The sequence below is a fragment of the Exiguobacterium sp. OS-77 genome (assembly GCF_000414195.2).
GTDB lineage: Bacteria > Bacillota > Bacilli > Exiguobacteriales > Exiguobacteriaceae > Exiguobacterium_A > Exiguobacterium_A indicum.
The window spans coordinates 2,716,345-2,732,128 of record NZ_DF239008.1 but is presented as its reverse complement, the minus strand read 5'-3'; the positions used below and the strand labels follow the sequence as shown (position 1 = coordinate 2,732,128).

At 49.8% G+C, this 15,784-nt stretch carries 13 protein-coding genes and 3 riboswitches; of the genes, 9 read left to right on the top strand and 4 right to left on the bottom strand.

Features of this window, described 5'->3' with window-relative positions; all coding sequences use genetic code 11:
- Window positions 1-37: 37 nt before the first annotated feature.
- From EXG77_RS13935 to EXG77_RS13920, 4 genes are read right to left on the bottom strand one after another with little or no spacing between them, the layout of a single operon-like run.
- Window positions 38-574, bottom strand: coding sequence for an acireductone dioxygenase (locus tag EXG77_RS13935; RefSeq protein ID WP_023467032.1), 537 nt, complete (start codon window positions 572-574; stop codon window positions 38-40).
- 16 nt (window positions 575-590) lie between these two features.
- Window positions 591-1,211 (bottom strand): methylthioribulose 1-phosphate dehydratase, encoded by a 621-nt coding sequence (locus EXG77_RS13930; protein ID WP_023467033.1) that lies wholly within the window; start codon window positions 1,209-1,211, stop codon window positions 591-593.
- Window positions 1,208-1,867, bottom strand: coding sequence for a 2-hydroxy-3-keto-5-methylthiopentenyl-1-phosphate phosphatase (locus EXG77_RS13925; RefSeq protein WP_035398995.1), 660 nt, complete (start codon window positions 1,865-1,867; stop codon window positions 1,208-1,210). Before EXG77_RS13925 ends, EXG77_RS13930 begins: the two co-directional genes overlap by 4 nt.
- The gene (locus EXG77_RS13920) at window positions 1,864-3,054 is read right to left on the bottom strand and encodes a 2,3-diketo-5-methylthiopentyl-1-phosphate enolase (protein WP_023467037.1); all 1,191 of its coding nucleotides are present in this window, start codon (window positions 3,052-3,054) and stop codon (window positions 1,864-1,866) included. Before EXG77_RS13920 ends, EXG77_RS13925 begins: the two co-directional genes overlap by 4 nt.
- A gap of 70 nt (window positions 3,055-3,124) precedes the next feature.
- Window positions 3,125-3,226: riboswitch (SAM riboswitch) on the bottom strand.
- A gap of 205 nt (window positions 3,227-3,431) precedes the next feature.
- A riboswitch (SAM riboswitch) is annotated at window positions 3,432-3,535 on the top strand.
- A 78-nt stretch (window positions 3,536-3,613) separates the two neighbouring features.
- Here EXG77_RS13920 and mtnK point away from each other — a divergent pair.
- The 9 genes from mtnK (at window position 3,614) to guaA (ending at window position 15,688) form a co-directional block, all read left to right on the top strand.
- Window positions 3,614-4,780: an S-methyl-5-thioribose kinase gene (gene mtnK, locus EXG77_RS13915; RefSeq protein WP_035398993.1), complete on the top strand. Its 1,167-nt coding sequence runs from the start codon at window positions 3,614-3,616 to the stop codon at window positions 4,778-4,780.
- Window positions 4,777-5,826, top strand: a complete 1,050-nt coding sequence (gene mtnA, locus EXG77_RS13910; protein WP_023467041.1) for an S-methyl-5-thioribose-1-phosphate isomerase — start codon at window positions 4,777-4,779, stop codon at window positions 5,824-5,826. Before mtnK ends, mtnA begins: the two co-directional genes overlap by 4 nt.
- Window positions 5,827-5,837: 11 nt before the next feature.
- Entirely contained in the window at window positions 5,838-6,920 is a 1,083-nt protein-coding gene (locus EXG77_RS13905; RefSeq protein WP_029340727.1) for a sugar ABC transporter substrate-binding protein, read from the top strand.
- Window positions 6,917-8,425, top strand: a complete 1,509-nt coding sequence (locus EXG77_RS13900) for a sugar ABC transporter ATP-binding protein (RefSeq protein WP_035398991.1) — start codon at window positions 6,917-6,919, stop codon at window positions 8,423-8,425. The genes EXG77_RS13905 and EXG77_RS13900 overlap by 4 nt, the downstream gene beginning before the upstream one ends.
- A complete protein-coding gene (locus EXG77_RS13895) occupies window positions 8,422-9,426 on the top strand; it encodes an ABC transporter permease (protein ID WP_035398989.1) in 1,005 nt (334 codons plus the stop codon). The genes EXG77_RS13900 and EXG77_RS13895 overlap by 4 nt, the downstream gene beginning before the upstream one ends.
- Before the next feature lie 365 nt (window positions 9,427-9,791).
- The gene (locus EXG77_RS13890) at window positions 9,792-10,748 is read left to right on the top strand and encodes a MoxR family ATPase (protein ID WP_023467045.1); all 957 of its coding nucleotides are present in this window, start codon (window positions 9,792-9,794) and stop codon (window positions 10,746-10,748) included.
- Window positions 10,745-11,827 carry a DUF58 domain-containing protein gene (locus EXG77_RS13885; protein ID WP_035398988.1) on the top strand — a complete coding sequence of 361 codons (1,083 nt, stop codon included), beginning with the start codon at window positions 10,745-10,747 and terminating at the stop codon, window positions 11,825-11,827. Before EXG77_RS13890 ends, EXG77_RS13885 begins: the two co-directional genes overlap by 4 nt.
- The gene (locus EXG77_RS13880) at window positions 11,824-13,896 is read left to right on the top strand and encodes a transglutaminase domain-containing protein (RefSeq protein ID WP_035398986.1); all 2,073 of its coding nucleotides are present in this window, start codon (window positions 11,824-11,826) and stop codon (window positions 13,894-13,896) included. The genes EXG77_RS13885 and EXG77_RS13880 overlap by 4 nt, the downstream gene beginning before the upstream one ends.
- A gap of 40 nt (window positions 13,897-13,936) precedes the next feature.
- Window positions 13,937-14,038, top strand: a riboswitch (purine riboswitch).
- Window positions 14,039-14,167: 129 nt separating this feature from the next.
- A complete protein-coding gene (gene guaA, locus EXG77_RS13875) occupies window positions 14,168-15,688 on the top strand; it encodes a glutamine-hydrolyzing GMP synthase (RefSeq protein WP_051353615.1) in 1,521 nt (506 codons plus the stop codon).
- Window positions 15,689-15,784 lie beyond the last annotated feature (96 nt).

Genomic DNA, 15,784 nt, shown 5'->3' with positions numbered 1-15,784 from the left:
TTCCTTCACATAAAGGAAATCAGCGCTTATATCGTTCTTAAGAGACCGTTGACGTCTCGTTTTCATAAATCGGAACCCAGCCGTCTGTCGTGACGAAGATCCGAACAGCAACGACTTTACGATCGTCTTGAAGCGTAAAGTAGTGGCGTGTGTTAACAGGAACGGAAATCAAATCACCAGGATTGAGTTCGATGTTATAGTAGCCGACTTCTTCGTCTTTGATCGCGAAGACGCCATGACCGCTAACGATGAAACGAACTTCATCATCCGTGTGATGATGTTCTTTCTGGAAGTTGACGAGTAACTCATCCAGGTTCGGTGTCGTATCCGAAAGTGAGATGATATCAGCTGTCTGATACCCACGACGTTCTGATACGTCTTTGATTTCGGGAGCGAACGTATCGAGAATCGTTTGTTTGTCTGCATCCGTCAGTGTGAAGTTCTCAACGAGAGGCGCTGGAAGTTTCGAAACGTCCCATTGTTCGTAAAGAACGCCGCGTGACGCAAGGAAGTCAGCGACTTCCGTTTGATCCGTATACCGTGTGTTTGTTTCTTGGAATAAGACTGTTGCCATGAGATGATTCCTCCTTTTAATGAATGGATTGACGGCATGATTGCAACGTCAACGTGTAATTGAATAAAAACTCGAAGGCTTCGAGGTGTTTCTTTGCTTCAAAGGCGGTCGGTGCCCAGACCGTGATTCCGTGATTGCGGATCAGGACGGCACCACTGTCTGCTGTGACATGAGGTGCAAAAGCAGCGGCAAGCGTCGGAATGTCCGCATGATTCGGAATGATCGGTACCGTGACCGTCGCATCCTCTTCCCAGTGTCCGAGTGCCTTGATGATTTCTTGACCGGAAAAGGTGATGCTGCCTTGATCGCCATAGAGTTCCGAAATCACATTGTTCGCAATCGTATGGACATGCAGGGAACAACCGGCGTCCGTTCGATTGAACACTTCGACATGGAGCAATGTCTCAGCAGAAGGACGCCCGGATTGCTCACCGATCAATTGACCGGTCGCATCGACATGAACGAAGTCGTCAGGAGTCGTCTGCCGTTTATCTTTTCCGCTTGCCGTCACAAGGAATTCAACCGGGACACCGGATGTCCGAATGGCGAGATTGCCACTCGTACCAGGGAACCAATCGCGAGCCGCAAGCTCTTGTTTGATGGCGCGTAGCTCTTCATAGCGTCGCATGAATGTCATGTTGTCACCTCCGCTCGTGTTAAATCATGAACGATATCATGGAACGTCTCAAACGGTGTATAGGCGATATCGTTCTCTTCACACAACGTGATCAGATAATCACGGGCATAGACACGATCCGCTTGTTTTGCGAGTTCGAAGTCCGTCACCGAGTCGCCGATGACGATGATGACGTCACCGTCTTTACGTAGTGTCCGAGCAACGGACGTTTTACAACAGCCGCACCCGTTCGTGCAATGGGTATCGCAGGCGTGTGGCCAATCGATATGAACGAATGGACCGTCAAAATTTGCGACATTGCAATAGATGCGCTCCTGCTCAAGGAATGGCGCTAAGATCGGTTCGACGAAAAAGTCCATTCCGCCGCTGACGATCGAGAAATCGATGTCTTGACGACGACTGTACTGAAGCAACTCCGAAAATCCGTCGCGAATGACGGCGCGCTCCAGTAAAAAGTCAAGATAGGACGCTTTCCCATCAGATGGCAGAAGTGCGAACATTTGCCCGACACCACTTTGAATCGATAACGTCCGGTCGAGTACACCTTGTTTCAACGGTTCGAAGTCGCTCGCTGGCGCAAATGCCTGCATGAGTGCGATGATATTATCCTGTGTCGTCACGGTACCGTCGAAGTCACAAAGAATCCGTACGGTCATGACTTGATCCCCCAAGCGTCGAGGGCGATCCGTAATTCTTCATGACGCGATGCTGCCGTCGATAGGGATTCATTTGCGAGTGCCGCATCGAGTGCCTGACGGAAAGCGGTGACACCAGCCGCAGCACCTTGCGGATGACCATGTACGCCGCCACCGGCGTTGATGACGGAATCGATCCCGAAGTCCCGTACGAGTTGAGCGACGAGTCCAGGATGAATACCGGCTGAAGGAACCGGGAAGATCGATTTCGTCTGACCGAGACGGGTCGCTTCGACCGCGATACCACGGGCGACATCCTTTGGCAAAGCGACATTGCCGTAAGGCGACGGGAATAGCGTCAAGTCTGCTCCAGCAGCACGCGGTAATGTGCCAAGTAAGACAGGAGCTGCGACTCCGTGATTCGGGCTAGCGATCAACGCACCGCTATAGGCCGGATGATTGAAGATTGGGACGTTGATTTCCGGATCACTTGCCAGTTCGCGTAAGACGTCGAGTCCGTATGTGAAGGTATTCAGCAAGAAAGCGGTCGCTCCAGCGTCAATCAATCGCTTGGCTTTATCCTTGAGCGTAAAGACGGGACCGCTGAGTGTGATTGCATATAACGCGCGTTTACCGGTCCGGTGGAAGTGAGCGTCGATGACCTCACGTCCAATTCGTGCCCGGTCAATCGTTGGCGTCAATGGATTGTCGTATAGGATCTCATCGTCCTTGACGAGATCAATCCCACCAGCGAGTTGTCCTTCGAGTTGATCACGAAGAAACGATAAATCGCGTCCGATGACTCCTTTGAAGATGCTCATTAATAATGGGCGATCTTCGACACCGATCAAGGAACGGACCCCTTCAATCCCGAATTTCGCACCTGGAAAGTCCGACGTAAATGTATCGGGTAGTAGCAATTCCGTTAATTTGATTTCACCGTCGAGTGAGAGTTTCCCGAAGACGGTCGTCAGAATCGCAGAAAAGTCGCGCGACACGTTATGTTCCGGATAACGAATCGTGATATATCCTTTGCCATCGCGCTCTTCGGTATGTACGACTTCCCCTTTGAACGAGGCGAGTTGTTGTTGTTCGAGATGATTCAGTTCCGTCCAAGAACCGACTGTCAGACCAAGCGCGAGTTGTTCAGCGCGCTGCTCGAGTCGATCACGGGCAGTCAATTGATAAGTAGCAGTGATATAAGCCATGTCTTTCCTCCTTCAACAAAAAAATGGTCTCTCGTCAGCGACAAGAGACCATGAATGATTCGAACGTGGACTCTTATCTGTCAGCTTAGTAGCTGCAAGAATTAGCACCGTGCCAAAAGGTCGGTTGCTGCGACATCGTAGGGCTTGTCCCTCCGTCTGCTCTTGATAAGAATTGGATGAAATTGTGAAATCTAATTGCAATTTTTACATGAGAATCGTGACTTGTCAAACTATTTTTAGAAAATTTATTTTTTTGGAAATACTCTTTCTATAGATGACTTAAAAATGATGTCCGTTTCTGCTTGATTTCGATTTGACAGCGAGGAAGTCGATTGCGTAAGATTCAAATCAATATCACACACGACAACTACATACGACTCTTATCGCGAGTTGGCAGAGGGAATTGGCCCGATGACGCCGCAGCAACCGACCACTAGGCACGGTGCTACATCCAACAGACGTTTCGTCTGAGAGATAAGAGGACGCAGTGACTTTTCTGCGCCTCTTTTCGATGACGAAAAGAGGCGCTTTTTCGTGTATCACATAGGGGGAAACTGAGATGACATATAAAGCATTCACAGAACAGGACGCGATTGATCGTGTTCGGACATTAGGACTGATCGGCGATGGAGCCGTCGAAGCAGAAGAGATTGGCGACGGGAACCTCAACCTCGTCTTTCGGATTCGAGAAGGCGAACATCGCTTGATTTTAAAACAAGCATTACCATATGCGAAGGTCGTCGGGGAGAGCTGGCCGTTATCGCTCGAACGAGCGTGGATCGAGCAATCCGCACTCCGTGAATTCGCGCGACATGCCGTACCGTTCGTACCACGTGTTTTTCATGCTAGTCACGAAGAGGCGTATACGGTCATGGAAGATCTTTCACATTTGACGATCGTTCGAAGCGGTTTACTCGCAGGTGAACAGTATCCGTTGCTTGCGGAACATATCGGTTCTTATCTCGCTCGGACGTTATTCCATACATCGGACTTTGCGCTTGGTCCGGTTGAAAAGAAACGTGTCGCCCGAACGTACTACAATCCAGACTTGTGCGACATCACGGAAAAATTAATCTTCACGGATCCGTTTCATGACGCGGAGACGAACGAGATTGAAGCCGGACTCGAAGAAGAGGTGGCACGTCTATGGGCAGACGATGAGTTGAAACGCGAAGTCGCAAAACTCGAAGCGCTCTTCATCACGAAAGGAGATGCATTGCTGCACGGCGATCTACATACAGGAAGCATCTTCGCCTCAGCGACGGAAACGAAAGTCATCGATCCTGAATTCGCCTTTTATGGTCCATTTGGATTCGATGTCGGACAGTTCATCGCCCACTTATTCTTCGCGGCATATCCGGATTACCCTACACGACGTGACGCCCGAATCAAGGATATCGATACGTTCTGGCTGACGTTCGCTTCAACGTTCCGTGCCTTATGGGAACGGGAAGCCGTCGAACCGTTCCAGGCACCAGGACTCGTCGATGATGTACTGAGCACGATCTTGCAGGATGCCCTTGGCTTCGCCGGTTGCGAATTGATTCGGCGGACGATCGGTCTAGCACTGGTCGCTGATTTAGAATCAATCAATTCAACGACGGAACGCTTAGAGCGGAAACGTCACGCTCTCCGTCTAGGAACAGCGTTAATCAAACGCCGTACAGAATGTCGGACATTCGATGATTTACGAAACTTTGACGTAACGGAGGAACTTAGCCGATGACTACATTCGTTCAAAGTATCCGTTACGAAGACCGTGTCTTGACGATTCTCGATCAGACACGTCTACCGCAGGAAGAGCACTATGAAGTCATTGCTGATCTCGCGCAAGCCGTTGAGGCGATTAAACAACTGCGCGTTCGGGGCGCACCTGCGATCAGTTTATTTGGGGGATTCGTGCTCGTTCAAGAAGCATACCGGTTTGAAGCGGCGCTTCCGGTCTACAAGCAAGCCTTGCTTGAGACATCGGCGACGTTACTCGCGACACGACCGACGGCCGTCAACTTGCGAAATGTCCTCGATCAATTGAATCCAATCATTCAAGACGGGACGTCGGTAGAAGAGATTCGCGAACGGTTGGAAAAACGGACGGTCGCTTTATACGACCAGGATGCGCAGACGTCACGTCAAATCGGGATTCATGCACTGGAATTATTCCAGTCAGGCGACCGGATTCTAACAATTTGTAATGCTGGATCGATTGCGACCGCTGCTTATGGAACAGCACTTGCGCCGTTCTACATCGCAAAAGAACGCGGCATTGAATTATCCGTTTTTGCGAGTGAGACGCGACCGTTACTGCAGGGAGCACGATTGACGACATGGGAGCTTCAACGTGCCGGGATCGATGTCACGTTAATTACGGACAACATGGTCGCCCATACGCTGAAAGAAAAACAGATCGATGCGATCATCGTCGGTGCCGACCGCATTACACGAAACGGAGATACCGCGAATAAAATCGGGACGTTCCAATTAGCATTGCTCGCGCAAGCTTTTGGTATTCCGTTTTACGTCGCAGCACCGCTCTCGACGTTCGACTTCTCGCTCGTTTCCGGAGACGCGATCGAAATCGAAGAACGTGATCCGCAAGAAGTGACGACTGTCCAAGGTGTCGCGACAGCACCGGAAGGCGTCGCTGTCTTCAATCCGGCGTTTGATGTCACACCACACACATTCATCACGGGCATCATCACCGAACTTGGTGTCATCACGCAACCGAATGAAGAAACGATTGAACAATTAACAGGGCTTCAACCCCTCGGATAAGGAGATATGTCATGAAAAAACTAGCTTACGCCGTCCTAGCACCGGCACTGTTACTAGCGGCTTGTGCGAATGGAGAAGCCACGACGACGAAGGTCGTTAAGGATGTACCAAAAGGGGTTCAATCAGACGTCAAGATCGCCGTGATCCGCAACCTAGCATCGGACGACCATACGAAACAATTCCTTGATGGCGCACGAAGTGAAGGCGAAGCGCTTGGCTTTAAAGTCAGCACGTTCATTTCGGAAGGTAACGACGTCAAGTTCAAGGAGCTTGTCGCGCAAGCGATTCAGCAAGATTATGATGGGCTCATCATCTCGCATGGTAAGGAAGACTACGCCTATGACATGATTAAACCAGCGGTCGACAAAGGGCTGAAGGTCGTGACGTTCGATACGGTCACGAAGAAAAAAGGAACGGCGTTAAAAGGTGTGACGGAAACGTTCCAAAACGATCATCAACTCGCGAAGCTATCGCTTGATGAAGTGACGAAGGTGACGGACAAAAAGCCAGTCCGTGTCATCAAACTTTGGTTCGGACCAGGTTTTGCCCCGCTCGATCGTCGTCAGGAAATCTATAAGACGTACGAAGCAGACGGTAAAATCAAAACGCTTGAGACAGTTGGACCGACAAATTTCCAAGATGTCCAAGGGGATATCGCAACGAAGATGAATGCGATTCTCGCGAAATATCCGAAAGGAAGCATTGATGCGGTTTGGGGAGCGTGGGACGAAGTCGCAAAAGGGGCTTACAAATCGCTCAAGGATAATAAACGTCAAGAAATCCCGCTAATCTCGATCGATGTCTCGAATCAGGATATCAACCTGATGCGTGAAAAAGGCAGTAACTGGGTCTCGACGAGTGCGGTGGATCCATTCTTGATTGGACAAACGGACATGCGATTACTGGCTAAGAAAATCGCTGGCGAGAAGACACCGGATAGCTTTGATCTCGACGCGAAACTCGTGGAGCAGAAGGCGTTGAAGCAGGACACGACGATGTACAATCTCGATACGATCATCAAAGGATGGAGTACATCGGACAAATTCAATGAACCGTGGATGGACCGGTTGCGTGACGTCCATAAGAAACAATGACGTCTACCAATCATCACTTGAAGATGACCGGGATTTCACTGGCGTTTCCGGGAGTGCAAGCCTTAAAACAAGTCTCGTTTGAAGTGAAATCCGGTGAAATCCACGCGCTTGTCGGTGCGAATGGTGCCGGTAAGTCGACGTTGATGAAAGTCTTATCCGGAGCGGAAACAGCGGACGAAGGAACGATCCGTCTCGACGGGAAGGAGTTGACCATCACGTCACCGCGTGATGCGAAACAGATTGGAATCGACCTCGTCCAACAAGAGGTCGATGTGGCGCTTGTCCCGTATTTGACGGTCGCTGAGAATATCTGTCTCGATCTGTTGACGGACGGAACGATGACTGGCTTCGTATCCCAACGCCGTTACATACAGCGTGCCAAAGAAGCGTTAGCAACATTACAGGCGGATATTTCCGTCAAGACACGTGTCGAGGAGTTGCGGCTTGCTGAAAAGCAACTCGTACTGATTGCTCGCGCCCTCGTCCAAGAACGCCGTTTTTTGATTTTAGATGAACCAACGGCACCGCTCAGTCAGGCGGAAACAAGCCATCTCTTTTCAGTCGTGCGTCGTTTAGCCGAACGGGGGCTTGGGATCATCTTCATCTCGCATCGTTTACAGGAACTATATGAGATTTGCGACTCCATCTCGGTCATGCGCGACGGTCAACTCATCTCGCGACATCTTTTGACAGACATCACGAAGGAAGATGTCGTTGAGCAAATGCTTGGGCGTCAGCTTACGTCTGTTGCGAAAACGTCACAGGTAAATGCAACGAACGTACTGACGGTCGAGAGTGCCACGAATGCGGACGTCCACGATATCTCCTTGACGGTTCAAGCAGGTGAAGTCGTTGGTATCGCGGGTCTTGTCGGTGCCGGTAAAACGGAATTATGCAAAGCATTGTTCGGTGATCGTCCGTTTCAGGAAGGGGAGGTTCGGATAGGTGGAAAAGCCCATCGCCTTCGCAATCCACAAGCTGCGATTCAAGCGGGGATCGGTCTCGTTCCAGAAGAACGACGAAAAGAAGGGATCCTCGTTGCCGATTCTGTCGCAGAAAACCTAACAGCAGCGGCAGCTCATGATTTCGTCAACCGTTGGGGGCTGATGAATCGTCGCAAAGAAGCAGATCAGGCATCGCAATGGGTCAAGGAGCTGGGCATTAAAGTGGCAGACGTGAAACAGGAAGTAGGTCAACTATCCGGTGGGAATCAACAAAAAGTCGCCATCGGAAAATGGTTACTGACCGATGTTTCTGTACTCGTCTTGGACGAACCGACAAAAGGTGTCGACGTCGGAGCCAAACAAGATATCTATCGTCTGATTGACGGACTCGCGCAACAACAAAAAGGGATCCTTTACGCGACGAGTGAATGGGATGAACTTTTGACCGTCACGGACCGAATCTACGTCATGTTCGATGGACGGATCGTCCATGAAACGAAGACGGCGGATACATCAGAAGAAACCTTGTTGTGGTATGCGACAGGAGGAGGGCAACGATGAATGAGGTAGTATCAAAACAAACGAACCGAGGGAAGGGGTTACGTCCTGTCCTCGGATTCTTGAACGACTGGGGGATCGTCCTCGCGATCCTTGCCCTCGTCCTGTTTTTTGCGACGACGGCTCCAACATTCCTACAAGGGACGAATTTGATTAATATTTTACGAAGTATCTCCATCGTGACGATTATCGCGATCGGCTTGACCGTCTCTTTGACGGTCAATGGATTTGATTTATCGGTCGGTTCGACCGCGACGCTTGCGAGTTCTTTCGTCGTTTCGTTCTTCGTCTGGTACAGTCTGCCGCTCGGTGTCTCGATTAGTTTAGCACTTCTCTTATCTCTTAGCGTTGCTCTGGTGAACATCTTACTCATCGTTTGGTTTAAGATTCCGGATTTGTTTGCGACGCTTGCGACGATGTTTATCGTCGAAGGTGTCGCGATGACGTATACCGGTGGTGGTTCAATCAGTGCCGGAATGCCGCGCCTGGACGGTACACCAACAGTCGGCACGATTCCGGAGGCATTCGCGAAAATCAGCCAGGCGCCTTGGATCATCGTCATCATGCTCGTCGTCGTCGCTGTGACACATGTCTTCTTAAGCCATACGCGACACGGTCGTTTTCTCTATATCATCGGTGGGAATCCAGAAGCAGCACGCCTGACAGGAATTCGTGTCAATCGCTACCGGGCACTCGCGTATCTGATTGCTGGATTACTTGCGGCAATCGGTGGAATTTTACTTGCGTCACAAGTCGGATCGTCACAAATTAATGCCGGTTCCGGTTATCTGATGCCAGCGGTCGCAGCCGCATTCATCGGCTCGTCGTTCGCGGGACAAGGGAAGCCGAATGCGCTTGGCACACTCGTCGGGGCTTGTCTCGTCGGGATTCTTGAAAATGGTCTCGTTATGCTGTCTGTTCCATACTATTCGTTGAATATCATCAAAGGGCTGGTCCTTGCGGTCGCACTCGCGACGACCTATGCACGGTATCGAAAAAAATAATTAAAATTCGACGTTTCGTTTATAACATATTCGGTAATATTCAATATATGAAAGGATGGTGATGCACATGAATGATTACCAATGTAGAGGGAACGATCGCATGTCGCTTCTGAAAGAAGAGGATCACCGGACTTGACGAACGTTGTCCATTGACACGGATGTATTCGTGTTTTACGTGCAACTGCACGGTTCAAGAACGGATCACGGCATGTGTTCGTTCCTGAAACAAATAAGGGGGAAACGCTACGGCGTTCCCCCTTTTTCATGTGCTAGAAACTGCTCGTATTTCTTTAAAAGCGTAGCGGAATATGAGATGATATAAAAAGTCAGAAAATTCAACTACTACGAGAGCAAGGGGCCTGACAATGCGAACATACACTAAGGAGATTCAAGCGATTATCGACAACGTAGAGAAAGTCATCATTGGTAAGGAAGATGTCATCACACAATCATTGGCAGCATTACTAGCGGGCGGTCACGTCCTATTAGAAGACGTACCGGGAGTCGGGAAGACGATGCTCGTTCGTGCGTTCAGCCGATCGATCGGGTTGACCTTCAAACGTGTTCAGTTCACGCCAGACCTACTTCCGTCAGATTTGACGGGTGTATCGATGTATAATCAGAAAACTAGCCAATTCGAATATAGACCGGGTCCTTTAATGGGAAACATCGTCTTAGCCGATGAGATTAACCGAACATCACCAAAAACTCAATCTGCCTTACTCGAGGGAATGGCGGAAGCGAACGTCACCGTCGATGGTGAGATTCATACGCTTCCGAATCCCTTTTTCGTCATGGCGACACAAAACCCGATCGAACACGAAGGAACGTATCCGTTACCAGAAGCACAACTCGACCGTTTTCTCGTCAAAGTCAAAATGGGTTATCCTGATTTCCACCAGGAAATGAAGCTACTGACACGTTTCGAACGGGATGAACCAATTGAAACGCTCGAAGCGGTGATTGGTCGCGAGCAATTGCTCCAGATGAAAGAAGAAGTCAAGAACGTCCATGTCTCACAGCCCGTCAAAAAATATATCGTCCATCTCGTCCAAGCGACCCGGACGAACGGTTCACTTTATCTCGGCGCGAGTCCCCGTTCTTCGATTGCTTTGATGAAAGTCGCGCAAGCGTGGGCATACATGGAAGGACGCAGTTTCGTCTTACCGGATGATGTCAAACATCTCTTGATTCCGGTCCTGTCACACCGCTTGATTTTGACAGCGGACGCGCGTTATCACGGTCAATCGTCTGAACGGATTTTAGAACAAATCAAAAAAGAGGTTGCTGTACCTATCCAACAAGACGTGGAGTCCCTATGACGAAGTGGCAAATTGGTTGGCGTTACGCTGTACTCCTTTTGACGACGGTTGCCTTATGGACATATGCGCGCGTCGATGGCGGAAATGTCGCTTCCTTGCTGTTTTATGTCATGGCCGGTCTGACTGTCTACTGGACGCTCTTCCTCGTTTGGCCCGTCACGCAGGCACTGGCGACGCGCGAAGTCTCGAATAAGATGCTCGTTGCCGGAACAGATATCCCGGTTTCCTTACGGGTTCGCCGGCGTTTTCCGTTTTTGGTCGGAGCCGTCGAGGTGACGGAGGCGATTCCAAACGAACTCAGCGAAGAAAAACTCGATATCAGCCGTCCGCTCCGTGCCCACTACCGGAAGACAGAGCAAATCGACTACACGATTCCATCGATTCGTCGAGGAGTCTACCAGATTCCTGGCTGTATCGTTGAAATTACGGATCCGTTTGGTCTGTTCAAGCGGAAACGGATGTTTCCGGTCGAGACGTATCTTGCGATTGAACCGGCACGCCTTACCGTTCAACTTCCGCATGAGGAGGATCGCGGCGATGGAGGAATCTCCCCTGTGTCGCTTGATCTTCGTCAGTCGTCCTTTACTGTCGTCGGGGTCCGGGAATACGTCAGTGGTGACCGGATGAATCAGATCGATTGGAAAGCGACAGCAAAACGCCAAGGTTTAATGACGAAAACGTTTGAACGAGAGCAGGAACGGGAGACGACGATCGTCTTTGATGAGGGGACGGAAGCGGGTGAAGCTTTCGAACGCGTCATCTCGATGCTGGCAGAAGCGACGGATCAGCTAAATAAAAGACGGCTGAGCTACCGCATTCACCTCGTCGGACATGCTGTTCAATCGTTATCGTTACCACTCGAGGGTGCGAAACTGACGCATTACTTGATGACGGCGCAACCGAGTCGGACGCGGACGTTCATCGAGTCATGGGAGTACTCGTCAAAAGCGCTTCGATTGAGTGGCAACGTCCTCTTCATCACGCCGGATCTTGAATCGAACAATGAACTATGGATCTCGAAGATTAATCAAGAAGCCACCGTTCATGTCTATACACCAGAACGGAGGGGAGTGCGATGATGCGACGCTTACTTTGGAACGCTATCGCGGCAGCCGTCCTGACTTGTTTCATGCCACCACTTCTTGAACTGACGACGTTCGAACATCTTTGGTCCTTCTTACCGATGCTGTTTCTGCCGTTGCTGTTGTCGCATCTATCGCGGCGTTACTTTTTACTCGGAAGTCTCGGTGGACTACTCCTATCGTTTTATTTGATTTTGACGCCGGGAGCAGCACCATGGGGCATCTTTACGGAAATCAGCTCAGATGTTCAAAGTGTCATCAATGGTGAGTTACCGGGACGACCAGCCTTTGCACTCTCGATCGGACTGATCAGTTTCTTGATCGCTTATTTAGCACGGCGGACATTCCCGAATCGCGGATTTGTGTTTGGTCTTGCCTTCGGTGTCATCGGATTTATCGCCTATTGCGATACGTGGACGGATTATTCGGGAGAGACTTTCATTCTCTATCCGATCATTCTATCTTTATTATTACTCTATGCGACGGAAGTTAACGAACGACCGCGCGCTTCTTACGTTCGTCCGCTGAGTGCTTTATTCATCATGGGTGCTGTCATCGTCGCTGCTGTCCAAAGTCCTGTCATCAATGCGACATGGCAAGACAGTTGGTACGATTTGACGTCCGGTCTTGAAGGTGAAGGAGAGCCGTCAAATGCGATTCAAAAGGTCGGCTACGGTAACAATGATGAGCAACTCGGTGGACCGTTTCAGATGGACGATCGAGAAGTTTTCCAAGTCGAAAGTGAAGGGAACCGCTACTGGCGAGTCGAGACGAAAGATATCTATACCGGCAAGGGGTGGGTGCTGTCGGAATCGAATCCGGAAATCGATGCGCGTGGTTTCTTCTCGCATTTCGGAAAAGAGGTCAAGACAAGAAATGAGACGGCAACGTTTGAGATGGCACGTGAACTGCCGTTCGTTCCGTACAATGGTGATAATGTTCGGTTGACGGTCGACCAGCAACGACAAAATGTACTGGTTGATCCTGAGAATCAAAAAATCTCGTATCTCGACGATACGAATCAGCAGCGCAACTATCAAATCGAATATGCCTATCCACTCTTCACAGAAGAGCAGTTACAGACAGATGAGCCGCTCGATTTATCAGCGGATGACACACGTCGGTACCTGCAGCTACCAGATGGATTACCACAACGTGTCCGTGATTTAGCGAATCAAATCGTTGAGGGTGAAGAAACACCGTGGGACAAGGCGCGAGCGATTGAAAACTATTTCGAAGAAGAAAACTTCGAATATAATACGGAGGAAGTCGCCGTACCAGGAGAAAATCAAGATTACGTCGATCAATTCCTGTTCGAAACGAAGCTCGGATACTGTGATAACTTCTCGACGTCCGCCGCTGTGTTGCTTCGGGCAGCTGGATTACCCGCACGCTGGGTAAAAGGGTTCACGGGAGGCGAGTCCGATGTCATCGGCTCCGCCGTGACCAGTTATACGGTACGAAATAAAAATGCCCACTCGTGGGTCGAAGTCTACATTGAAGGACCAGGCTGGGTACCGCTTGAGCCGACTGTTAGCTTCGACGGAGCAGGTCAATATACGATTGACCGAGAAACGAACAACGAGACGGAGCAAACAAATCCACAACGCGAAACAGAAAATAATACAGAGACGACGACACCAAATCGTCCGCAGGAAAATCTTCTCGACGAAGAACAGACGACTAGCGCCGGACAGACGGAGCAGAAGTCAATTCCGTTTTGGCCAATCCTTATGACGGCACTCGCTCTCTTGTTCCTTTACCTGTTCCGAAAACCAATCATTCGAACACTCGCGATTCTCTTCTTCCGGAGACAAATCGAGCGACCAGAAGGATTCCGACGGATGTACCGGTACCTCTTGCGACGTCTTGATAAAAAAGGATTCCATTATCAAGATGGTCGGACGCTTGCGGAACTCGCTCACGAAGTCGATGGGTACTACGAGACGTACGCGATGCGACCGTTGACGGATGCTTACGAACGGATGGTCTATGGTGGAGAATCATTATCTGCCGAGAAAAAACGTGAATATTTCGAAAATATCATTCGTCATGTAGAGGGTTGATATTTACGAAACGATACAGTTACAATGGGAACAACGTAAATCACACACATGCAATCTCCTTTGTATATACTCGCGAATATGGCGCGAGAGTCTCTACCGGGTCACCTTAAACGACCTGACTATGAAGGAGCAGACCCTTCGTATACATTTTTTTGTGAAGCGGCCTGCTCTTTTTCCATTTTATCCATGGGCGAAGAGTGGGCTTTTTTCATAGGGTGCGCATGAAATCAGAAAGGCGGGAACAGATTTGGAAGCACATTTGGACCAGGAAATGATTCTCGTCCTCGATTTTGGAGGACAGTACAATCAATTGATCACACGTCGTATTCGGGACCTTGGTGTCTATAGTGAATTGCATTCGCATAAAATCACTGCAGCAGAAGTAAAGGAAATCGCACCTGCTGGTATCATCTTCTCAGGTGGTCCACGTAGCGTCTACGCAGAGGATGCGTACCGGTGTGACCCAGAAATCTTCGACCTCGGTATTCCAATCTTCGGGATCTGTTACGGCATGCAGCTCATGTCACAACATTTCGGCGGAACAGTAGAACGTGCGGGACATCGTGAATATGGAAAAGCCACATTGACGTTACAAGACCCGTCACCGATGTATGCGAACCTACCGCTTGAACAAACGGTCTGGATGAGCCACAGCGACCTCGTCACATCTGTGCCAAACGGATTCGTCGTCGATGGAACGAACGTGTCATGTCCGATCGCTTCGATCAAGAACGAAGAATTGAAAATGTACGGTGTGCAGTATCACCCGGAAGTGAACCATACGGTCTTCGGAAAAGAATTGCTCAAGAACTTCCTCTTTGAAGTCTGTAAATGTGCAGGCGATTGGTCGATGGAGAACTTCATCGAAATCGAAGTAGCGAAGATTCAAGAACAAGTCGGCGACAAAAAAGTCCTCTGTGCACTTTCTGGTGGTGTCGACTCGTCTGTCGTCGCAGCCTTGATTCACAAAGCAATCGGTGATCAATTGACATGTATGTTCGTCGATCACGGTTTACTGCGTAAGGGTGAAGCGGAGAGCGTCATGAAGACATTCGCGGATCACTTCCACATGAACGTCATCAAGATTGATGCCCAGGACCGTTTCCTCGACAAACTCCGTGGTATCTCAGATCCAGAGCAGAAACGTAAAATCATCGGCAACGAGTTCGTCTACGTCTTTGATGAAGAAGCTTCAAAACTAACGGACATGGACTTCCTTGCCCAAGGTACGCTCTACACAGATATCATCGAGAGTGGTACGGATACGGCACAAACGATCAAGTCACACCACAACGTCGGTGGATTGCCGGAAGACATGCAGTTTGAATTGATCGAGCCGATCAACACGTTGTTCAAGGATGAAGTCCGTGAACTCGGGAAAGAACTCGGTCTTTCCGATGAAATCGTGTGGCGTCAGCCGTTCCCAGGACCAGGTCTCGGAATTCGTGTCCTCGGTGAAATCACAGATGAGAAACTCGAAATCGTCCGCGAATCTGATTTCATTCTTCGTGATGAAATTAAAAAAGCTGGACTCGAGCGCGAAATCTGGCAATACTTCACAGTCCTTCCTCCAATCCGTTCGGTTGGTGTCATGGGCGATGAGCGGACATACGACTATGCCGTCGGAATCCGCGCTGTCACGTCTATTGACGGAATGACATCAGACTGGGCACGTATCCCATGGGACGTGCTCGAGAAGATCTCGGTTCGAATCGTCAATGAAGTTCAGAACGTTAACCGCGTCCTGTACGATGTGACGTCGAAACCACCTTCAACGATTGAGTGGGAATAAGTACTGGGCTTACTGAGACGATTCGTCTCATGAATCCTGTCGTAACACCCTTTTAAAGGAGAAAGGTGAAGATGAATCTGTTTCACCTTCAACCAC